Annotated in this window: 19 protein-coding genes and 1 pseudogene; 10 read left to right on the top strand and 10 right to left on the bottom strand. The window is 61.9% G+C overall.

Annotated features, from left to right (window positions below; genetic code table 11):
* The first annotated feature begins 20 nt into the window (after nt 1–20).
* The 3 genes from DCC27_RS08285 to DCC27_RS08295 are packed head-to-tail and all read left to right on the top strand — an operon-like array spanning nt 21 to nt 2,682.
* Nucleotides 21–1,028: a methionine ABC transporter ATP-binding protein gene (locus DCC27_RS08285; RefSeq protein WP_110110514.1), complete on the top strand. Its 1,008-nt coding sequence runs from the start codon at nt 21–23 to the stop codon at nt 1,026–1,028.
* On the top strand, nt 1,028–1,711 hold the full coding sequence (locus DCC27_RS08290) for a methionine ABC transporter permease (protein ID WP_110099095.1): 684 nt from the start codon (nt 1,028–1,030) through the stop codon (nt 1,709–1,711). Before DCC27_RS08285 ends, DCC27_RS08290 begins: the two co-directional genes overlap by 1 nt.
* 50 nt (nt 1,712–1,761) lie before the next feature.
* Nucleotides 1,762–2,682: a MetQ/NlpA family ABC transporter substrate-binding protein gene (locus DCC27_RS08295; RefSeq protein WP_110101274.1), complete on the top strand. Its 921-nt coding sequence runs from the start codon at nt 1,762–1,764 to the stop codon at nt 2,680–2,682.
* Nucleotides 2,683–2,801: 119 nt separating this feature from the next.
* On the opposite strand, the gene DCC27_RS08300 is transcribed toward DCC27_RS08295, so the two are convergent.
* Entirely contained in the window at nt 2,802–3,131 is a 330-nt protein-coding gene (locus DCC27_RS08300; protein ID WP_110101273.1) for a hypothetical protein, read from the bottom strand.
* A 282-nt stretch (nt 3,132–3,413) separates the two neighbouring features.
* Between DCC27_RS08300 and DCC27_RS08305 the strand changes: the two genes are divergently transcribed.
* Entirely contained in the window at nt 3,414–5,255 is a 1,842-nt protein-coding gene (locus DCC27_RS08305) for an HNH endonuclease signature motif containing protein (RefSeq protein WP_158524613.1), read from the top strand.
* A gap of 10 nt (nt 5,256–5,265) precedes the next feature.
* On the opposite strand, the gene fbaA is transcribed toward DCC27_RS08305, so the two are convergent.
* From fbaA to pyrE, 4 genes are read right to left on the bottom strand one after another with little or no spacing between them, the layout of a single operon-like run.
* Entirely contained in the window at nt 5,266–6,288 is a 1,023-nt protein-coding gene (gene fbaA, locus DCC27_RS08310) for a class II fructose-bisphosphate aldolase (RefSeq protein WP_110110515.1), read from the bottom strand.
* A gap of 35 nt (nt 6,289–6,323) precedes the next feature.
* Nucleotides 6,324–6,998: an RNA methyltransferase gene (locus tag DCC27_RS08315; protein WP_110110516.1), complete on the bottom strand. Its 675-nt coding sequence runs from the start codon at nt 6,996–6,998 to the stop codon at nt 6,324–6,326.
* Entirely contained in the window at nt 6,995–7,345 is a 351-nt protein-coding gene (locus DCC27_RS08320; protein ID WP_110101269.1) for a hypothetical protein, read from the bottom strand. The genes DCC27_RS08315 and DCC27_RS08320 overlap by 4 nt, the downstream gene beginning before the upstream one ends.
* A gap of 22 nt (nt 7,346–7,367) precedes the next feature.
* Nucleotides 7,368–7,919: an orotate phosphoribosyltransferase gene (pyrE, locus tag DCC27_RS08325; protein ID WP_110110517.1), complete on the bottom strand. Its 552-nt coding sequence runs from the start codon at nt 7,917–7,919 to the stop codon at nt 7,368–7,370.
* 157 nt (nt 7,920–8,076) lie between these two features.
* On the opposite strand from pyrE, the gene DCC27_RS08330 reads away from it, so the two are divergent.
* Genes DCC27_RS08330 through nadE form a run of 4 tightly spaced genes read left to right on the top strand, consistent with a single transcriptional unit; the run spans nt 8,077 to nt 10,516 of the window.
* Complete coding sequence (locus DCC27_RS08330) at nt 8,077–8,475, top strand: hypothetical protein (protein WP_110099087.1); 399 nt, start codon at nt 8,077–8,079, stop codon at nt 8,473–8,475.
* The gene (locus tag DCC27_RS08335; protein ID WP_110099086.1) at nt 8,457–8,810 is read left to right on the top strand and encodes a hypothetical protein; all 354 of its coding nucleotides are present in this window, start codon (nt 8,457–8,459) and stop codon (nt 8,808–8,810) included. The genes DCC27_RS08330 and DCC27_RS08335 overlap by 19 nt, the downstream gene beginning before the upstream one ends.
* A gap of 51 nt (nt 8,811–8,861) precedes the next feature.
* Complete coding sequence (locus DCC27_RS08340) at nt 8,862–9,656, top strand: exodeoxyribonuclease III (RefSeq protein WP_110101268.1); 795 nt, start codon at nt 8,862–8,864, stop codon at nt 9,654–9,656.
* Between the two features lie 44 nt (nt 9,657–9,700).
* Nucleotides 9,701–10,516, top strand: coding sequence for an ammonia-dependent NAD(+) synthetase (gene nadE / locus DCC27_RS08345; RefSeq protein WP_110110548.1), 816 nt, complete (start codon nt 9,701–9,703; stop codon nt 10,514–10,516).
* Between the two features lie 3 nt (nt 10,517–10,519).
* On the opposite strand, the gene DCC27_RS12515 is transcribed toward nadE, so the two are convergent.
* The 3 genes and pseudogenes from DCC27_RS12515 to DCC27_RS12680 all read right to left on the bottom strand — a co-directional run bounded on the left by DCC27_RS12515 (nt 10,520) and on the right by DCC27_RS12680 (nt 11,683).
* Nucleotides 10,520–10,681 carry a hypothetical protein gene (locus tag DCC27_RS12515; protein ID WP_233487981.1) on the bottom strand — a complete coding sequence of 54 codons (162 nt, stop codon included), beginning with the start codon at nt 10,679–10,681 and terminating at the stop codon, nt 10,520–10,522.
* Nucleotides 10,682–10,914: 233 nt separating this feature from the next.
* A pseudogene (locus DCC27_RS12675) lies at nt 10,915–11,307 on the bottom strand (AMP-binding protein); the annotation flags it as partial.
* On the bottom strand, nt 11,213–11,683 hold the full coding sequence (locus DCC27_RS12680) for an AMP-binding protein (RefSeq protein WP_256372017.1): 471 nt from the start codon (nt 11,681–11,683) through the stop codon (nt 11,213–11,215). The pseudogene DCC27_RS12675 and the gene DCC27_RS12680, both read right to left, overlap by 95 nt.
* A 69-nt stretch (nt 11,684–11,752) precedes the next feature.
* Between DCC27_RS12680 and DCC27_RS08355 the strand changes: the two genes are divergently transcribed.
* The gene (locus tag DCC27_RS08355; protein ID WP_110110518.1) at nt 11,753–13,381 is read left to right on the top strand and encodes a glycoside hydrolase family 13 protein; all 1,629 of its coding nucleotides are present in this window, start codon (nt 11,753–11,755) and stop codon (nt 13,379–13,381) included.
* A gap of 36 nt (nt 13,382–13,417) precedes the next feature.
* Nucleotides 13,418–14,083: a metal-dependent transcriptional regulator gene (locus tag DCC27_RS08360; protein WP_110101257.1), complete on the top strand. Its 666-nt coding sequence runs from the start codon at nt 13,418–13,420 to the stop codon at nt 14,081–14,083.
* On the opposite strand, the gene DCC27_RS08365 is transcribed toward DCC27_RS08360, so the two are convergent.
* Together DCC27_RS08365 and purL are read right to left on the bottom strand one after the other, a co-directional pair.
* A complete protein-coding gene (locus tag DCC27_RS08365) occupies nt 14,080–15,537 on the bottom strand; it encodes an NAD(P)/FAD-dependent oxidoreductase (protein WP_110099082.1) in 1,458 nt (485 codons plus the stop codon). The two genes, DCC27_RS08360 and DCC27_RS08365, sit on opposite strands and share 4 nt — an antisense overlap.
* Nucleotides 15,537–17,816 (bottom strand): phosphoribosylformylglycinamidine synthase subunit PurL, encoded by a 2,280-nt coding sequence (gene purL, locus DCC27_RS08370; RefSeq protein ID WP_110101256.1) that lies wholly within the window; start codon nt 17,814–17,816, stop codon nt 15,537–15,539. Before purL ends, DCC27_RS08365 begins: the two co-directional genes overlap by 1 nt.
* Between the last annotated feature and the right edge of the window lie 5 nt (nt 17,817–17,821).

Consider the following 17,821-nt stretch of genomic DNA (forward strand, 5'->3'; position numbering starts at 1 on the left):
GGATCAGGAGATACCCCTGCATGATCACTGTTGAAGGCCTGACCAAGGTCTACCGACAAAACGCCCGTGAGGTTCGGGCGTTAGATGACGTGAACCTTCAGGTTCCCACCGGCTCGATCCACGGCATTATTGGTCGTTCCGGGGCGGGGAAATCCACCCTGGTGCGTTGCCTGACCCTGTTGGATCACCCCACCGAAGGCACCGTCGCGGTCAACGACACGGTGCTGAGCAACTCCTCGGCCAAACAACTGCGTCAGGCCCGCCGTCGGATCGGCGTGGTGTTTCAGAACGCCAACCTGCTGTCCTCGCGCACCGTCGTCGACAACGTGGCCCTGCCGTTGGAGATCTCCTCGGTCTCCAGCTCCGAACGCAAACAGCGTGCCACCGAACTGGTCAATCTCGTCGGCCTCGACGGCTTCCACGAGGCCTACCCCGCCCAGCTATCGGGCGGACAGCGTCAACGCGTCGGCATCGCCCGCGCCTTGGCTGCCGACCCGGACGTGCTACTGTGCGATGAACCCACCTCCGCCCTCGACCCGGCCACCACCAAAGAGATCCTGGAGCTGATCCGCTCGGTGGCCCACCGACTCAACCTCACCGTGGTGGTGATTACCCACGAAATGCACGTGGTCAAAACCCTGTGCGACGCCGTCTCTCTGCTGGACGCAGGTCGCATCGTCGAATCCGGTCCGCTGGAAGAAGTCGCCGCCCACCTGAACGGTCAGCTCTCCGCCGCGTTGTTGCCACTGGACGAACTCGATGAAGCCCACCGCGACCCCCAAGCCACGCTGATCGAGGTGCTGGGCTCCGGCGAACACCTACCCGCCCCTACCACCGTGCTGGAAGAGGCCCTGCCGGTGAAGGCCATCGTCTCCACCGGCACCATCGAATACCTCGGACCCACTCGGTTCGCCCACCAGCTTTTGTCCGTAACCGGCGGGGACCAGCCACCCGCTGCCGAACCAGCCTTACAAGTCCTGCGCGCCGCCGGATTCCAAGCTCGCGCCCTGAAGGCAGGTGATCTGTAATGGATTGGTTCACCGAGAACGTGCTCGAAAACCGCGCCATCACCAATGCCGTGCCCGAAGCCCTGTGGGAGACCATCCAAATGGTGGTGATCTCCTCGATCGCGACCATCATCCTCGGGCTGATCGTCGGCCTGATCATGCACATCACCCGCCCGGGCGGACTTGCACCGGTACGTTGGCTGTACGTGATCATCTCCTCGATCATCGTCAACATCACCCGCTCGATCCCCTACGCGATCTTGATCGTCGCGCTGATCCCCTTCACCCAGTTCTTGGTCGGCACTGCCATCGGCCCCATCGCCGCCACGGTGTCCCTGACCATCGCCACCGCACCGTTCTTCGCCCGCCTGGTCGAAACCGCACTGCGTGAAGTCCCCGCCGGCACCGTGGACGCCGCCCAGGTCATGGGCCTATCGAAGGCCCAGATCGTGTCCAAGATCTATCTGCCCGAAGCCCTCCCCGGACTGGTGGCCGCTTCCACCAATACGATCGTGGTGCTGATCGGCTACTCCGCCATGGCCGGGCTGGTCGGCGGTGGCGGTCTGGGCCGACTCGCCTATAACTACGGCTACCAGCGCTTCGACACCGCCGTGATGCTGGTGACCGTGATCCTGATCGTGGTGCTGGTCCAGATCATCCAGTTCATCGGCGATCAGATCGTCAAGTACGTCGACCACCGTTAAGCTTTCCTCCCCAACGAACCACACACCCACCTTGGAAGGAGAACTCTCTGATGACCTCATTCACCTCACGCCGTCGCATCCGCCACGGACTGGCCCTCGGGGCTACCGCCACCATCACCGCCCTGGTGCTGACCGGTTGCGGTGAAGAAGGCGGTGGCGACAATGGTGGCGACGGAGACGTCACCACCATCACCGTTGGTGCCAACCCGGTTCCGCATGCTCGGATCCTGGAGTACGTCGATGAGAATCTGGCCGAAGATGCCGGTATCGACCTGGAAATCAACGAATACGATGACTACCAGACCCCGAACCGTGTGCTGGACGAAGGCGGCGACGACGCTAACTACTACCAGCACCTGCCCTTCCTGGAACAGCAGGAAGAGGACCTGGGATACGATTTCGATCACGGCGATCCGATCCACCTGGAGCCCTACGCTGGCTTCTCCGAGAAGCACGACTCCATTGACGATCTGCCCGATGGCGCCACCATCGGTATCACCAACGACCCGGCCAACCAGCCCCGCGCACTGCAGCTGCTGGAAGCCGAAGGTCTGCTGGAAGACATCGGTGACGACCAGGGCGCGCTGGATCTGACCGACGAACAGAACCCCAAGGGCCTGGAGTTCGAAGAATCCCAGCCGGAGTTCTTGGCTCAGGTCGTCGATGATGACTCCATCGACCTGGCCATCATCAACGGCAACTACTTCCTGGAGGCCGGACTGAGCGTCGATGACGCCCTGGTCGTGGAATCCGCCGAGGACAGCCCGTGGGGCAACATGCTCGTCTGGCGTGCCGGCGACGATAACGACGCCATTGCCACCCTGGAGGAGCTGTTGCACTCCCAGGAAGTTGCCGACTTCATCACGGAAGAATGGCCCAACGGTGAAATCATCCCCGCCGAAGGCGACAGCTCCGAGTCCTCCGAGGACGCCTCAGACGAGGAAAACGCCGAGGAAGAAGACGCTGAGTAACTCTCACCGAGTCTGACTAAGGGTTTGACTAACGCCTGCCACCGCAGCCAACCACCACAGTTGTGCCATCGGTGGCAGGCTTTTTTAACGCCCTGGGCGCCCCGGTGCCCGGGCACCCATTACTCACGAAAATCCTCCAGGGTCGAGACCGGGATGATGTGATAGGCCGGTTGCTCGTACGGGTGCACCGCGAGTGCGGCTTGCACCGCTGCCCGCGCTTTATCGATCGGGGCCATCATCTCGATCCGGTCTTCAGCCACTTCCTCGGCACGCGCTACCTCTCCAATGGCCGGTGCAGCCCCCGGCAACGGAGTGAACCGCCCGGTGCCCTGAGAGGTGAACGATGCTCCGTAATACTCACCGATCGGGCCCACCGCCTCAGCGAGCGCGTCACGGACTGCTTCGGCGTTCTCGGTCGGTACGTAGATCACAATCACGGCATAGCTCATGGCACATACTCTAAACGACCACCGTGGGCTGGAATACCTCCGCAGAGTTGTTGCCGGTGACTGTTCAGACGTCGCACATGTTCGATTAAGCCGTTCGAGTGCCGGTTGTCCACTGTTCGAAACGCACACTTGACGTCAACCGCAACTCCCGCATGATTAAGCGGTTTGCAGCCATCCACACCCTTCGCGTGCACCCTTGTTATGGGAACAGCTGTACGATATTATGGGAGTATAACTCGAACAATCAGATGGTTTATCGAACGCATTGAGGTGGTGAAGAGCATGTCAGTGACGGCGGATCCGCGCAGTCGCGACATGCAGGCTGTTCCGGGTCTCCTCGACGAAGAAGCCCTGCGAGAGGCATCGCCGGGCGAGATGCTCCACGCCGCGTGCCGGGTACTCCAAGCATTAGGGTCGCGCATGGGCTCAGAGAGTGCCTTCGATGACCTCGCCAGGTGGCGCGAAGACGCCTCGGCTACCGACTGGAACTCCACGCTGGCCTCTGATCGTGATTCCGAGCAGGTCGAACTCACCGCACCGGATAACTATCACGACAGCTTGCCTGGTCTCACCCATGCAGCCGAAGAACTCAGCACCGGTCTTGACGGCCTCCAGACGACGCTGATGGGGCTCACCACCCGGGCCTTGACCACGACCGCAGAACAACAAGCAGTTCTGGGAGTTCCCCGCACAATTCGAGGACCGAAAAATGAAAAAAAGTACCTCGAGGAATACCACGGACTGGGTCGCAGAGATATCGCCCAGCGAACGATGCGGGCCCACTATACGGTTCCGCCCCCACCACCGATTTCAGGTGGCCCCGCCCCTGAACTTGAGTTCCCAGACTTTGCGCGTAGCTTCCAGCGCGGTCACATGCGGACCGCTAACGCCGACCGCCTGATCAAGCTCACCGAAGATCTCAAACGCTATGCCCGTAGAACATCCGCGGATCCGGCACGGGTGGACGCGATTCTTCAAGAAATGATGCCAGTGCTGACCCGTCACGCAGAAACCATGAGCGTCGGCGACTTCCATCAAACGTGCCGTGAGTGGTTGCCCAAACTGTGCTACTACATTGATGCCGACGGCCCCGCACCCGAAGATGGCCTTGAACCACAACCAGCTCAAGAACAGTTCTGGGTCGCCTCGCGACAGGATGGTGGTCTGGACTTCGGCGGGACCGTCTTCGGCCTCAATGCCGAGCTGTTGCGAACCATTGAGGCCGCAGCAAACAACTATGCCGTGCTACGTCGTGGTTCTGAGACAACCGGTGTCACTGACAGCCACAACTCAGATGATGAGAGCTCGGCGACCGAGCCGAAGAACCCGGTTATTCAGGCATTGAAAGCAAACTTTCCCGAGATTTCCCCCGATGCACTGGCCAGTATCGATGCGGCGGGAAACCAGCACTCCTTTGACGGGGAGAACCTCTACGATCCCCGTCATCGCGCACACCGTGCAGTGAACGCGCTGTTCGGTGTACTGATCGCCGGCATTGGCGCCGGGAACGCCAAGAACGGGTTGCCAGCAACGCGCGGTCAGTCCACCAAGATGATCATCTCTATGGACTACGAGACCCTGAGCGAACAATTGTCGCGACGACACCAACTCGATGACGATTTGAAGAGACAATCACTCGTGAAGTTCTTCAGCCACCACCGAGAAGGCGATCCAGTCGATGATGATTCTCCGGGCCACCGATTCAGATCTGAAGGTCAATTCTCTGGAACCATTCATCCCAGCACATTACGAGCAGCCGCCTGTGACGCAGGATTGATCCCACTGGTGTTTGGCAGTGACAGTGAAGTGCTCAATCTTGGCCGAGAAAAACGAATGTTCTCCACCGCGCAATACCGTGCATTGGTGGCTCGAGATCGTGGTTGTGCCACACCGGGGTGTACTATGCCCGCTGCCTATTGCCAGATCCACCACATCACCGAATGGGAAAACGGTGGCGACACCAATATGGGCAATGCGGTCTTGCTCTGCCAGGGCCACCACACCGATGTGCACTTAGGCAAATGGCGCATTCAACGCATCGACGCCAAGGGGGTCTGGTTTGTCCCAGAACCCTGGGTGAGCCCAGATCCAACCCCTCGGCGTAACGCATATTGGCATCACTAAGGGTCGGAGCTTATCTCAGCGCGTGGCCGGCCGATCCCAGCGCCTGGCAGGCCTGAACGATCCGCTCGCTCATGGAGGCTTCGGCTTTCTTACCCCAGGTACGCGGGTCGTACATTTTCTTGTTGCCGACTTCGCCATCAACTTTGAGCACCCCATCGTAGTTCTCAAACATGTGGGCAGCCACCGGACGCGTGAAGGCGTACTGGGTGTCGGTATCGATGTTCATCTTGATCACACCATAGGACACAGCGTCAGCAATTTCTTGATCTGTCGAGCCCGAACCACCGTGGAAGACCAGGTCGAAGGGGCGCTCCACGCCGACCTTGGCTCCCACCTCACGCTGGATTTCGTCCAACAGCTCGGGACGCAGCTTGACGTTGCCCGGCTTGTACACCCCGTGAACGTTACCGAAGGTCAGCGCGGTAATGTAGCGACCCTTCTCGCCGGTTCCCAAAGCCTCAACGGTCTTCATACCGTCTTCGACCGAAGTGTAGAGCTTGTCATTGATCTCGTTCGCCACTCCGTCTTCCTCACCACCGACAACACCGATCTCCACTTCGAGAATCTGGTGGTTGGCCTGAGTTCGCTCCAGGAGCTGTTCGGCAATGCGCAGGTTGTTTTCCAGAGGCTCTGCCGAACCATCCCACATGTGAGAGTTGAAGATCGGATCACGACCGGCCTTGACTTCTTCGGCGGAGGCGTCCAGGAGCGGGTTAACGAAGCCCTCGAGTTTGTCCTGTGGGCAGTGGTCGGTGTGCAGAGCGATGGTGACACCGTAGGAATCAGCAACTACCTTGGCGAAGGCGGCGAAGGCCTTCGCCCCCACGACCATGGATTTCACCGACTGACCAGAGAAATACTCGGCACCACCGGTCGAAACCTGGATGATCCCGTCAGACTCTGCCTCAGCGAAACCGCGGATAGCAGCGTTGAGAGTCTGTGAACTGGTGACGTTCACCGCGGGATAGGCATAGCCACCCTTTTTCGCGGCGTCAATCATCTCAGCGTACTTATCGGGGGATGCGACAGGCATATAAGCTCCTTCATCGATCTGGGTTTGTCCCCAGTCTAACCACCCACCACCCGGCGGTCAGGACCTGCCGGGCGAACCGCATGCTGTCGCACCCATTCATGCATCGCGATACCGGCGGCCACCCCGGCATTGATTGAACGGGTTGAGCCATATTGCGCAATGGCCAACGTTGCCGTGGCAGCCCGATGAATGTCCTCGGAAATCCCCGGTCCCTCTTGCCCAAAGACCATCACGCATTCCCTCGGGAAGCTGAACTCCTCGATCGCCACCGAATCCTCAAAAAGGTCCACGGCCAGAATCGGTAGGTTGTTCTCTTGCGCCCACGCCACAAAGTCGTCAATAGTGGGATGATGCTCAACGTGCAGGTAGCGGTCGGTGACCATCGCACCACGACGATTCCACCGGCGTTTGCCAATGATGTGCACCCCAGCGACGTTAAACGCGTTCGCGGTTCTCACCACGGTTCCGATATTGAAATCGTGCTGCCAATTCTCGATGGCAATGTGCAGACCGTGGCGCGATCGGTCGAGGTCGGCCACAATGGCCTCCACCGTCCAATACCGGTACCGGTCCAACACATTGCGACGATCACCCTCAGCCAGTAGTTGCGGATCGTACTGTTCGCCGGTGGGCCAGGGTCCTTCCCAGGGGCCTACACCGACTTCACGGTGGTAGCCGTTGTCGGTGGGGTGCTGCGCGGAGTCCGTCACGTCGTCGGGCCGTCGACGTGCGGCTCGGTGTGCCGATCATGCACCGCCCAGGCGGCCCCCGAGGCGATGCCGGTGACCGTCAGTACCGATGGCCACGCGCCAATTTTCTTCGATAACCAGTGCGACGCGCCGAAAGCGCCCAGGTATACCGTCGCCAGTCCCACGGCGCGTCCAGCGCCACCTGCTTGCGCCCAGGCTTTTGTGGCGTAGCTACCGGCCACACCCAGTCCGACCGCGCCCAGGGCCCGAATCTTCGTCAACCGAGCCGTGGCGTAGCCACCGATCAGCCCGGCGATCACCGCCGGTGCGGTCTTGCGGTGCTGAATCTCCGTCTTGTGGTCTGCCATAGTGATCCTCCTTCAGGGATGGTTAGAGTCCGAGATCGCTCAAACGGAAGGCGGCCAGATACGGGACGCCGGCCTCGTCTTGGATCCGCTCGGCCGCTCCGGTATCCCGATCGACCAGCACAGCGACGGCTTGGACCTCACCGCCGGCAGCGCGCACACCCTCAACGGCGGTCAAGGCCGATCCGCCGGTGGTCGAGGTATCTTCCAACACCACGACTTTCCGCCCCTCGATCGAGGGTCCTTCCACCTGGCGTCCCATACCGTGTTCTTTGGCCTGTTTACGCACCACGAAAGTATCCAACTCCCGGGCCGGGTTGGCTTGGTGCAACATTGCGGTGCCGACCGGGTCGGCGCCCATGGTCAATCCTCCGGCCGCGGAAAACTCCACGTCGGAGAGTAACTCCAACATGACCCGCCCCACCAGCGGAGCTGCGCGGTGGTGCAAAGTGACTCGTCGCAGGTCGATGTAATAATCGGCCTGTTTGCCCGAGGACAGCGTCACTTTTCCGTGCACCACCGCCAAGTCTTTAATGAGTTCCGCCAGTTCAGCGCGATCCGAAGTATAGGTTCCCATGCAGGCTAGTTTACGCGGTGCATCGCCGGATCAGCCTCGGCGGGTGCACCGCCCACTGTTTATCCTGGTCAACACATCGTGAGTTGGAAATTGACGTCACGAGCGTTGCCCCTTTAGTAGAGTGTCAACAGCACCGCTTTTTCGGAGATGAGGAACCATGAACCTGAAAAAAACCGTTCTCGGAATCAGTGCCGTGGTCGGGCTGGGTCTCACCCTGACCGGTTGCACTGGCAACGATGAAATCGCCACGACCTGTCAGAAGCTTAACAACGTCACACTCAAGGTCCAAAACGCCCTAGGGGAGTCCGGCGATGACGCCGAACGCGCCACCGGCCAGATGGAATCGGCGTTAAACGAATTTTCTCGGATGGTTCATGACACCTCCGATCAGGAGCTTGCCAACGCTCTGGAAGATATCGAAGGCTCCTACCACAGCGTCTACCAGTCCCTGGAAGACGGAGCCAGCATCGCAGAAGCCCAACAACAGGGTCTCGAGTCACAGGTCGATCCCACATCTGCCGAGGTTCTGGTTGATAAATGCGCCTCCGGCATCTAAGTCTCATTACTCTCGCGACGGGGTTGGCGCTGACCGGGTGTAGCTCCGGTGGCGATGACGCGCTCGAAGACTCGTGCGAGCAATTGCAGGGCCTACCTGAGCCCGCCGATGAGGGATTCATCGAGCAGGCCGAGGAGATCAAAAATAACGCCTCGGATGAGCAACTACGCCACGGCATCGACCAGGTCATCTCCATGGCCGAGATTCTGGAAGACCACCGCACCGGCGATACGTCGGATACCGACGCCTACGCCGAGGTGGTCGAGCTGGCCGATGACGACGAGTTTGTGGACGGGATGACCTATCTGCAAGACCACTGCGAGGTGCAGTTCTAGTCCGCTTTATGGAGTCCACGTGTGGTGGTGTGAAAAACGAGGAGACGTAGCGTGAAATTAGCGACCTGGAATGTGAACTCACTGCGGGCCCGGGCCGACCGGGTGGAGGACTTCCTCGAGCGTAGCGACACCGATGTGTTAGCCATCCAGGAAACCAAGTGCAAAGATGAGAACTTCCCCTGGGAGGTTTTTGAGCGCTTGGGTTATGCGGTCGCACATTTCGGGTTTAACCAGTGGAACGGTGTCGCGATTGCCTCCCGGGTGGGCCTCACCGATGTCCAACGAACCTTCCCGGGCCAGCCGGCCTTCGGCAAAGGCGGTCACGACCCGGTGCAAGAGGCTCGGGCAATCTCGGCGGTCGTCGGAGAAGATCTGCGGGTGTGGTCGTTGTACGTTCCCAACGGTCGGGCGCTCAACGATGAACATATGGCGTATAAGCTCAACTGGCTGGATGCGTTGCGGGAGCACATTGGCGCTGAACTCGACGAGAACCCCCAGCAAAAATTAGCACTGGTCGGCGACTGGAACATTGCACCCTACGATCAGGACGTATGGGATATCGAATTCTTTTATGAGAATGAGATGACCCACGTGTCCGCTCCGGAGCGGGAGCGCTTCCACGCGTTCGAAGAGATTCTGCACGATCCCGTGCGCGACCAGCACGAGCAGGCTTTTACCTACTGGGACTATCAGAAACTGCGTTTCCCGAAGAACGAGGGCATGCGGATCGACTTTGCCTTGGTCTCACCGGCAGTGAGCACCGGGGAAACCATGATCGATCGGGACGAACGCAAGGGTAAGGGCCCCTCGGACCACGTTCCGGTGATCGTGGAGGTTTGCTCATGAGTAAGGTCTCCTGGTGACGTGATCTAATAGATAGCATGGGTGCTATGAGCACGAGCGCACAGCAACAGATCATCAGCGCCCTGAACGTCGTCCCGGAGATCGATCCGGCCACCGAAGTCCAGCGCCGGGTGGAGTTCTTATGTCAGTACCTGCGACAGGCCGGAGCTTCCGGGCTGGTGTTGGGCATTTCCGGTGGGGTGGATTCCACCGTGGCGGGCCGGTTGGCTCAGCTGGCGGTCGAGAAGCTCCAGCAGGACGGTATTGAAGCGCGGTTTACTGCGGTGCGTTTGCCGTATCGGGTGCAGGCCGATGAGTCCGATGCCACCGCTGCGGTGGAGTTTATTCGCCCGACCCGGGCAGTGACGTTCCAGATCGGTCCAGCCACCGATGAGTTCGGTGAGACCTTCCGTCAGGCCACCGGCGAGCAGATCAGCGATTTCAATTTCGGCAATGTCAAGGCGCGGATGCGCATGGTGGCGCAGTATGCTCTCGCCGGGATCGATGGCGATCTGGTGGTGGGCACCGATCACGCCGCGGAGGCGGTGACGGGGTTCTACACCAAGTTTGGGGATGGCGCCTTCGATATCGGCCCGCTCCAGGGACTGAATAAGCGGCAGGTGCGTAGCATCGCCCGGTATTTGGGTGCACCGGAACATTTGTGGGCCAAAGTCCCCACCGCGGATCTGCTCTCCGATCAGCCCCAGCGCACCGATGAAGATGAGCTGGGACTGACCTATGATCAGATCGATGACTTTCTCGAGGGCAAGATCGTTCCCGAGGACGTGGCTGAGCGGATCATCTCCGCGTACCGGGCCTCAGCGCATAAGCGTGCGCTACCGGCAGGTCCGGTCGCGTCCTAAAGGCTAGGACTGTCCGCGCAACTCGTTCTTGCGGATCTTTCCGGTAGCGGTGCGCGGTAGTTCCGTCAGGATCTCGAAACGGTCGGGCACCTTGAACCCGGCGAGTCGTTCCCGGCAGTGGGCCCGCAGGTCCTCGGGATCGACGTCGCCGACAATGTAGGCCACGGGGCGTGGATCACGCCTTCCACCTCGATCGAGGAGATGTTCTCGCCACCGGAAATGATGATGTCTTTGAGCCGGTCAGTCAGTCGTAGGTAACCGTCGGGGTCGATCACGCCCACATCGCCGGTGTGGTACCAGCCACCGGCGAAGGCAGTGGCGGTGTGGTCGGGATCCTTGAAATATTCGGCCATCACGCCGTTACCGCGGACCACGACCTCGCCGAGGGATTCCCCGTCGTGCGGTAAGAAATTCATCTGCGGATCCACCACGGCCAGCTCGCCGGCGTGGATCATGGGCACGCCCTGCCGGGAGAGCTTGGCGTGGCGGTCCTCCCAGTCGGGTTGGGCCTGAGTAATCGAGAAGGGCCCGTAGGTTTCGGTCAGTCCGTAGACCGGGATCGGCGTGATGCCCAGTTCTTCCAGCCCGGCAATGATCGACGGTGGCGGGGCGGCCCCGGCGGTGGTGACAGCCCACGGGGCGGTCCAGTCGTTGCAGTGGAACATCGGTAGCGTCCACAGGTATCGGGTGGTGGCATCATAGCCGTAGTGGTAGGCAGCCGACAGAGCGGCCAAATAGGCCCCACGGTGGGTGTACACCACACCTTTCGGCGGGCCGGTGGTGCTGCTCATCCAGCGTGATCATTTCGATTCCGAGCTCGGTGCACACCGGTGCCAGACGGTCGGCGACATCCGGGTCCACGAACACGATCCGGGCCTCGGCGTGATCGAGAATGTAGCGGAATTCGGCCGAGGTCAGGCGCGGGTTGAGCGGGTTGAGGACCGCCCCCAGCATCGGCACCGCAAAGTGGGCAACCAACATCTCAGGCAGGTTCGGAGCCACCACCGAGACGGTCTGGCCCGGCGCGACGGTGGCCGACAAGGCCCCGGCGAGTTGGCGCACCTGCTGGTGAAATTCGCGATACGTCCAGCTGGTGCCTTCACATTCTACGGCGGTGTGGTCGGGATAGATGGCGGCGGTACGGTCAAGATACGTGACGGGAGTCATAGTGTGGCGCATGTGTTCAGATTAGCAGGTCAGCAGAACTGCCTGTCCGAATGCGATTAGGCTAGAACCATGTCCAAAACTCCCTGGTGGTCCCATGCTGTCATTTACCAGATCTATCCCCGCTCCTTTGCCGATTCCACGGGGTCGGGGATGGGTGATCTGCCGGGGGTGATCGCCAAGCTCCCGTACCTGGCCGAGCTCGGGGTGGATGCCATCTGGCTCTCGCCCTTTTACGTCTCCCCGCAACAGGACGCCGGCTATGATGTGGCCGATTACCGGGACGTGGATCCGCTGTTTGGCGCTCTAGCCGATGCCGACCGGCTGATTACCGCCACCCACGAGCACGGGCTGAAAATCATCGTGGATTTGGTGCCGAACCATACCTCGGATCAGCACCCCTGGTTCCAGCAGGCCTTAGGCGACCCGGCCGCCCGGGATCGGTATATTTTCCGCGACCAGCCCAATAACTGGTTGTCGCATTTCGGAGGAAAGGCCTGGACCCAGATTACCGAACCGGATGGCACCCCGGGCCCGTACTATCTGCACCTGTTTGACACCTCGCAACCCGATCTGAACTGGGAGCACCCCGAGGTGCGCGAAGAGTTCGAGAATATTCTGCGGTTCTGGCTGGACCGCGGGGTCGATGGGTTCCGAGTTGATGTGGCCCACGGACTGGTCAAACAGGCTGGACTACCCGATCATCCGCACCGGCCGGGGATGATCACCGATGCCGAACTGGATCACAATATCACTGATCGGGACAACTTCACCCCGGTGCACCCCTTCTACGATCAGGAGGGCGTGCACGAAATTTACCGTAGCTGGCACCGGGTGCTGGAGGAATACCAGGATCGGATGATGGTTGCCGAGGCCTGGATCTCGCCGCTGTTCCGGCTGTTCCGCTACGTGCGCCCCGACGAGATGCAGCAGGCCTTTAACTTCACCTTCCTCACCGCCGGCTACGATGCCCAGGCGCTCCACGAGGCTATTGACATCTCGTTCGCCGAGGCGCACGCGGTGGGGGCGCCGGTGACCTGGGTGCTGTCGAATCACGATACGGTCCGGCACGCCTCCCGCTTCGGACTGCCGGATCCCACCAGCTATCCGGACAGCATCACCGCCGAAGACATCCAGCCGGATGAAGCCCTGGGACGCCGACGCGCGTTGGCGGCGGCGATGATCGAGCTGGCACTGCCGGGCTCGGCCTATATCTATCAGGGCGATGAGCTGGGCCTGCCCGAACACACCACCCTGCCGAACGAGGCACGTCAAGATCCGACCTACCGGCGCACCCGGGGTGCCGAGTACGGTCGCGACGGGGCCCGGGTGCCCATGCCGTGGCGGGCCGGTCAGCCCGACGGGTGGCTTCCGGCCCCGGAGTCCTATCACCGCTTGGCCGTGGATCAACAAGACGGGGTGCCCGGATCATTTTTGGAAACCTACCGGCAGTTGTTGCGCCTGCGGGCTGAATACCGGTTGGGTTCCGGTCAGTTCGCCTGGTCCGCCCACCACGATCCGCACCGCGGGGTGCTGGCCTTTACCGTCACCACTGAAGACCATACGGGGACTCAGCGCGTCGAGGTTATTGCCAATCTGTCGGATCGGCCGGTGACGGTCGCCCCCGGGGAACTACTGATCGGCCCCGGTTACGCCGAGAGCATGGTGGAGCCCGATTCCACCGCGTGGCTCATACGGTAGTGTTAGGTTAACCTCAGTCAAGGAGTGAATGCCACGATGTCCGATCACCACGACCTGGTCGATACACAGGAAATGTATCTGAAGGCCATTACCGAATTGCACGAGGCCCGCCTGCCGGCCCTGCGCGCCCGGTTAGCCGAACGCTTCGAGCAGTCCTCCCCGACCGTCTCGGAGACGGTAAATCGGATGTCGAAGGCCGGGTTGCTGGTGTTGGGCAACGACCGGGTGTTGCACTTTACCGCAGAAGGCGAACAGCAGGCCTTATCGGTGATGCGCAAACACCGAGTGATCGAGCAGTTTTTGCATCAGGTGGTCAAGCTCGACTGGTCGAAAATTCACGCCGAAGCGTGCCGATGGGAGCACGTGGCCAGTGATGAGGCCGTGGAGTTGATGGACGGGCTCTTGGAGCACCCGGAGGTGGATCCTTTCGGCAATAAAGTCCCGCAACTCAATGGTTCCCAGGTGCATTCGGTGGACCAGCCCGCCGATGACAGCATTGTGGACCGGGACCACGGCATCCTGTCGCGGATCGGGGAAATCGCCCAGATTGATCAGGAGTTCTTGGCCGATTGCCTGGCCCAGGGCATCACGCTGGGTACCGACGTCACTGTGGAACAGGTTCCGGACGGGTATGTCTTGATCCACGGCGAGGCTGAGGTGTTTGTGCCCGAGGGCTATGCCCGAGGGGTGTTCCTCAGCTAAGCTTCCCGGGGTTCCGCCCCCATCGCCTGGGCGGCCCAGTACCCGGACATACCGTGCACCCCGGCCCCGGGCGGGGTGGCTGCCGAGCCCATAAAGAGCCGGTCGGTGAGCCGGTAGGGTTCGCGGGTGAGACCGGGACGTAGCACCGCCTGACTGCGGGTCATCGCCCCACCGGCAATATCGCCACCGATGAGGTTCGGGTTCCAGTCCTGCAGATCTTGTGGGGAGACCAGGTGGCGGTCCAGGATTCGGTCGCGGAAGTCCGGGGCGAACCGGGAAATTTGGGCCTCGATCCGCTCGGCTACCAGTCCGCGACGGGGCTCGTGATAATTGGCCGGCACGTGCGCGTAGGTCCACAGGATCGTGCGCGAATCGGTGGTCCGGCTGGGGTCAGCGACTTGTTGCTGACACACCATCACAAAGGGCCGTTCGGGCATGCGTCCGGCGGTGATCTGGGCTTCGGCCAACCGGATCTCAGCGGCTTGACCGCCCACGTGAACGGTCACGGCCTGACCGACGCGGTCATCGCTCCAGGGCACCGGCCCGTCGAGCAGATAGTCGACCTTATACACGCCGGGTCCGTAGCGCCAGCGAGACAGCCGGCCCAGGGTGGTATCGCTCAACCCGGCGGCGGTCTCGCGTCCGGCGAGGGTCATCACCTGGGCCGGGGTCATATTCAGCAGGATTTTCTCGGCATCCAACTCGTGTAGCGAGGTGATCTCCGTATCGGTGTGAATCCGTCCGCCGTGGCTGGTAATCACCGATCCCAGGGCGTCGGAAATGGCCTGGGAGCCCCCCTCGGCCACCGGCCAGCCACGGGTCATGCCCAGAGCGCCGAAGATCGCGCCATAGGCGGAGGTAAACGGGTGACCCAGCGGGGTGATGGCGTGGGCGGCCGAGCCGATAAATAGCGCCCGGGCGGGCTGGTCGCGGAAGGCGGTGCGAGTGAACCACGTCGAGGGTGGGGATCCGAACAGCCCGAATTGGGCCATGCGTACCGGGTGGGCAGGGAACCGCAGCAACGGACCCATGACGTTTTCCAGGTCCTTGTCAATATTGTCGACCAGGGACCGGTGAATCATCCGCCAGGCGGTGCCGTCGCCACCGAGTTCGGCGGCGGTGTCTTCTAGGCTGTGATGTAAGACCACGGCCGAGCCGTCGTCCAACGGGTGGGCCATGGGGTAGCGGCCGTGTCGCCAGCGTAGCCCATGATCGGTCAGTCGCAGTCGGGCGAAGACCGGGCTGGCCACCCCGAAGGGGTGGGCGGCAGCCCCCAGGTCGACCACGGTGCCGGGCCCGAAGATCTCCGCTGAGGAGCTGGCTCCGCCGATGCGGGCATTGCGTTCGTAGACGTCGACCTGCCAGCCGGCCTTCGCTAGCAGGGCGGCGGCGGTGAGCCCGTTGGGGCCGGCGCCGACGATGGCTGCCGTACGGGATGGTGAGCTGGTGGGCACTATCCGAAGTACTCGCTGATCAGGTTCGCACGGGTCCGGTTGATCTCACTGAACATCAGTGGCTCAAGCCCGTTGATGTGCAGGCTGGTGGAGGCGGTCACCGCCCCGATCTGCGCCAGTGGCACGTGGTGCGCTTCGGCCAGTTGCTCCAGGGCGGTCACCTGCACCGGAGGCACCGAGACGATGGCCCGACCCTGAGATTCGGAGAACAACAGGGTCGGCAGGTCAATCCCATCGCGGTCGGCCACGTGGTTCAGCTCGCACTCCGCGCCGACCTGGAACCGCAGGCAGGCTTCGGCCAGCCCGGCAGCTAGTCCCCCACCGGAGAGATCGTGGGCCGCGGAGATCAGCTGGCGTTGTGCGGCGGTCTGCAACAGTTGCGCCAGTGCCTTTTCGGCAGCCAGGTCGACCTGGGGCGGTACGCCGCCGAGGTGCCCGTGCATCCGCGCCAGTTCGGAGCCGTCGAGCTCATCGGCGGTGGTGCCCAGCAGGTAGATCACGTGACCGGCGTGGGCGGACTGCCAGCCAGAAGGTACCCGGTTCTCCACGTTCTGGTGTACGCCCAGCACGGCGACCACCGGGGTGGGGTGGATGGCCTGGGCGCCGGTGGAGTTGTATAGCGAGACGTTGCCACCGGTAACCGGGATGCCCAGTTCCAGGCACCCATCGGCCAACCCGCGCACGGCTTCGGCGAATTGCCACATCACCGCTGGATCTTCCGGGGAGCCGAAGTTCAGGCAGTCGGAGACCGCCACCGGGCGGGCCCCGGAGGTGGCCACATTGCGATAGGCCTCGGCCAGGCTGGCCTGAGCGCCGGTGTAGGGATCCAGGGTGGTGAACCGCGAGTTGCAGTCGGTGGCCACGGCAATGCCGAGCCCGGTGGTTTCGTCCACGCGGATCACCCCGGCGTCATCCGGTTCGGCCATGGCGGTGTTGCCCTGCACGTAGGAGTCGTACTGGGCGGTGATCCAGGAGGTATCGGCCAGATTCGGGGTGGAGAGCAAGTCCAAGATGGTCTGGCGCAGATCGGCCTCGGGGGCCTGGAAATCGAGGGCCTGGAAGTGGTCGGTGGCCAACGCGTCCTGACTGTCCGGACGGTGGTAGGGGCGGTGGTATTCGGGCCCGTCATGAGCCACGGTGCGCGGGTCCACGTCGACGATCACCTCGCCGTCCCACTCAATGATCAGCCGGTTGGTGTCGGTCACCTCGCCCAACACCGAGTACTCGACCTCCCACTTATCCATCACGGCTTCAAAGTCGGCCAGTTTCTCGGGGGTGACGACGGCCATCATCCGTTCCTGGGATTCTGACATCAGAATCTCGCTGGGGGTCAGGCTCGGGTCACGCAACAGCACCTGGGTGAGGTCCACGTGCATCCCGCCCTCACCGTTGGAGGCCAACTCCGAGGTGGCACATGAAATGCCGGCAGCACCCAGGTCTTGGATACCTTCCACCAGTCCGGAGTGGAATAGCTCCAGGCAGGCCTCGATCAGGACCTTTTCGGCGAACGGGTCACCGACTTGCACCGCCGGGCGTTTGGAGGGTTTGGTGTCGTCGAAGGATTCTGAGGCCAGCACGCTGGCGCCACCGATGCCGTCACCGCCGGTGCGGGCACCGAAGAGTACGACCTGATTGCCCGCCCCCGAGGCGTTGGCGGTGCGCAGATCCTCGTGGCGCAGTACGCCGACCGCCAGCGCGTTGACCAACGGGTTACCGCGATAGCACTCGTCAAATTCGGTTTCTCCGCCGATATTGGGTAGCCCCAGCGAGTTACCGTATCCGCCGATTCCGGCCACTACGCCGGGGAGTACCCGTTGGGTGTCGGGGTAGTCGATCGGACCGAAACGTAGCGCGTCCATGACCGCCACCGGGCGGGCACCCATCGAGATAATGTCGCGCACGATCCCACCCACGCCGGTGGCTGCACCCTGGTAGGGCTCGACGAAGGACGGTGAGTTATGGGACTCGATCTTGAAGGTCACCGCCCAGCCGTCACCGATGTCGGTGACCCCGGCGTTCTCACCGATGCCCACCATCAGGTCCTGACGCATCTCGTCGGTGACCTTCTCACCGAATTGGCGCAGGTGGACCTTGGAGGACTTATAGGAGCAGTGCTCGGACCACATCACCGAGTACATCGCCAGCTCGGCGTGGGTGGGCCGGCGCCCCAAGACCTTTTTGATCTCGGCAAACTCGTTGTCCTTCAACCCCAGTTCGGCCCAGGGAAGTTCTTCATCGGGGGTGGCAGTCGCGTGGTCGACGGTGTCGAGGTTGAACATCGTAA

Origin of the sequence: Auritidibacter sp. NML130574, assembly GCF_003185725.2 — a bacterium.
In the GTDB taxonomy this organism is placed as follows: Bacteria; Actinomycetota; Actinomycetes; order Actinomycetales; family Micrococcaceae; genus Auritidibacter; species Auritidibacter ignavus.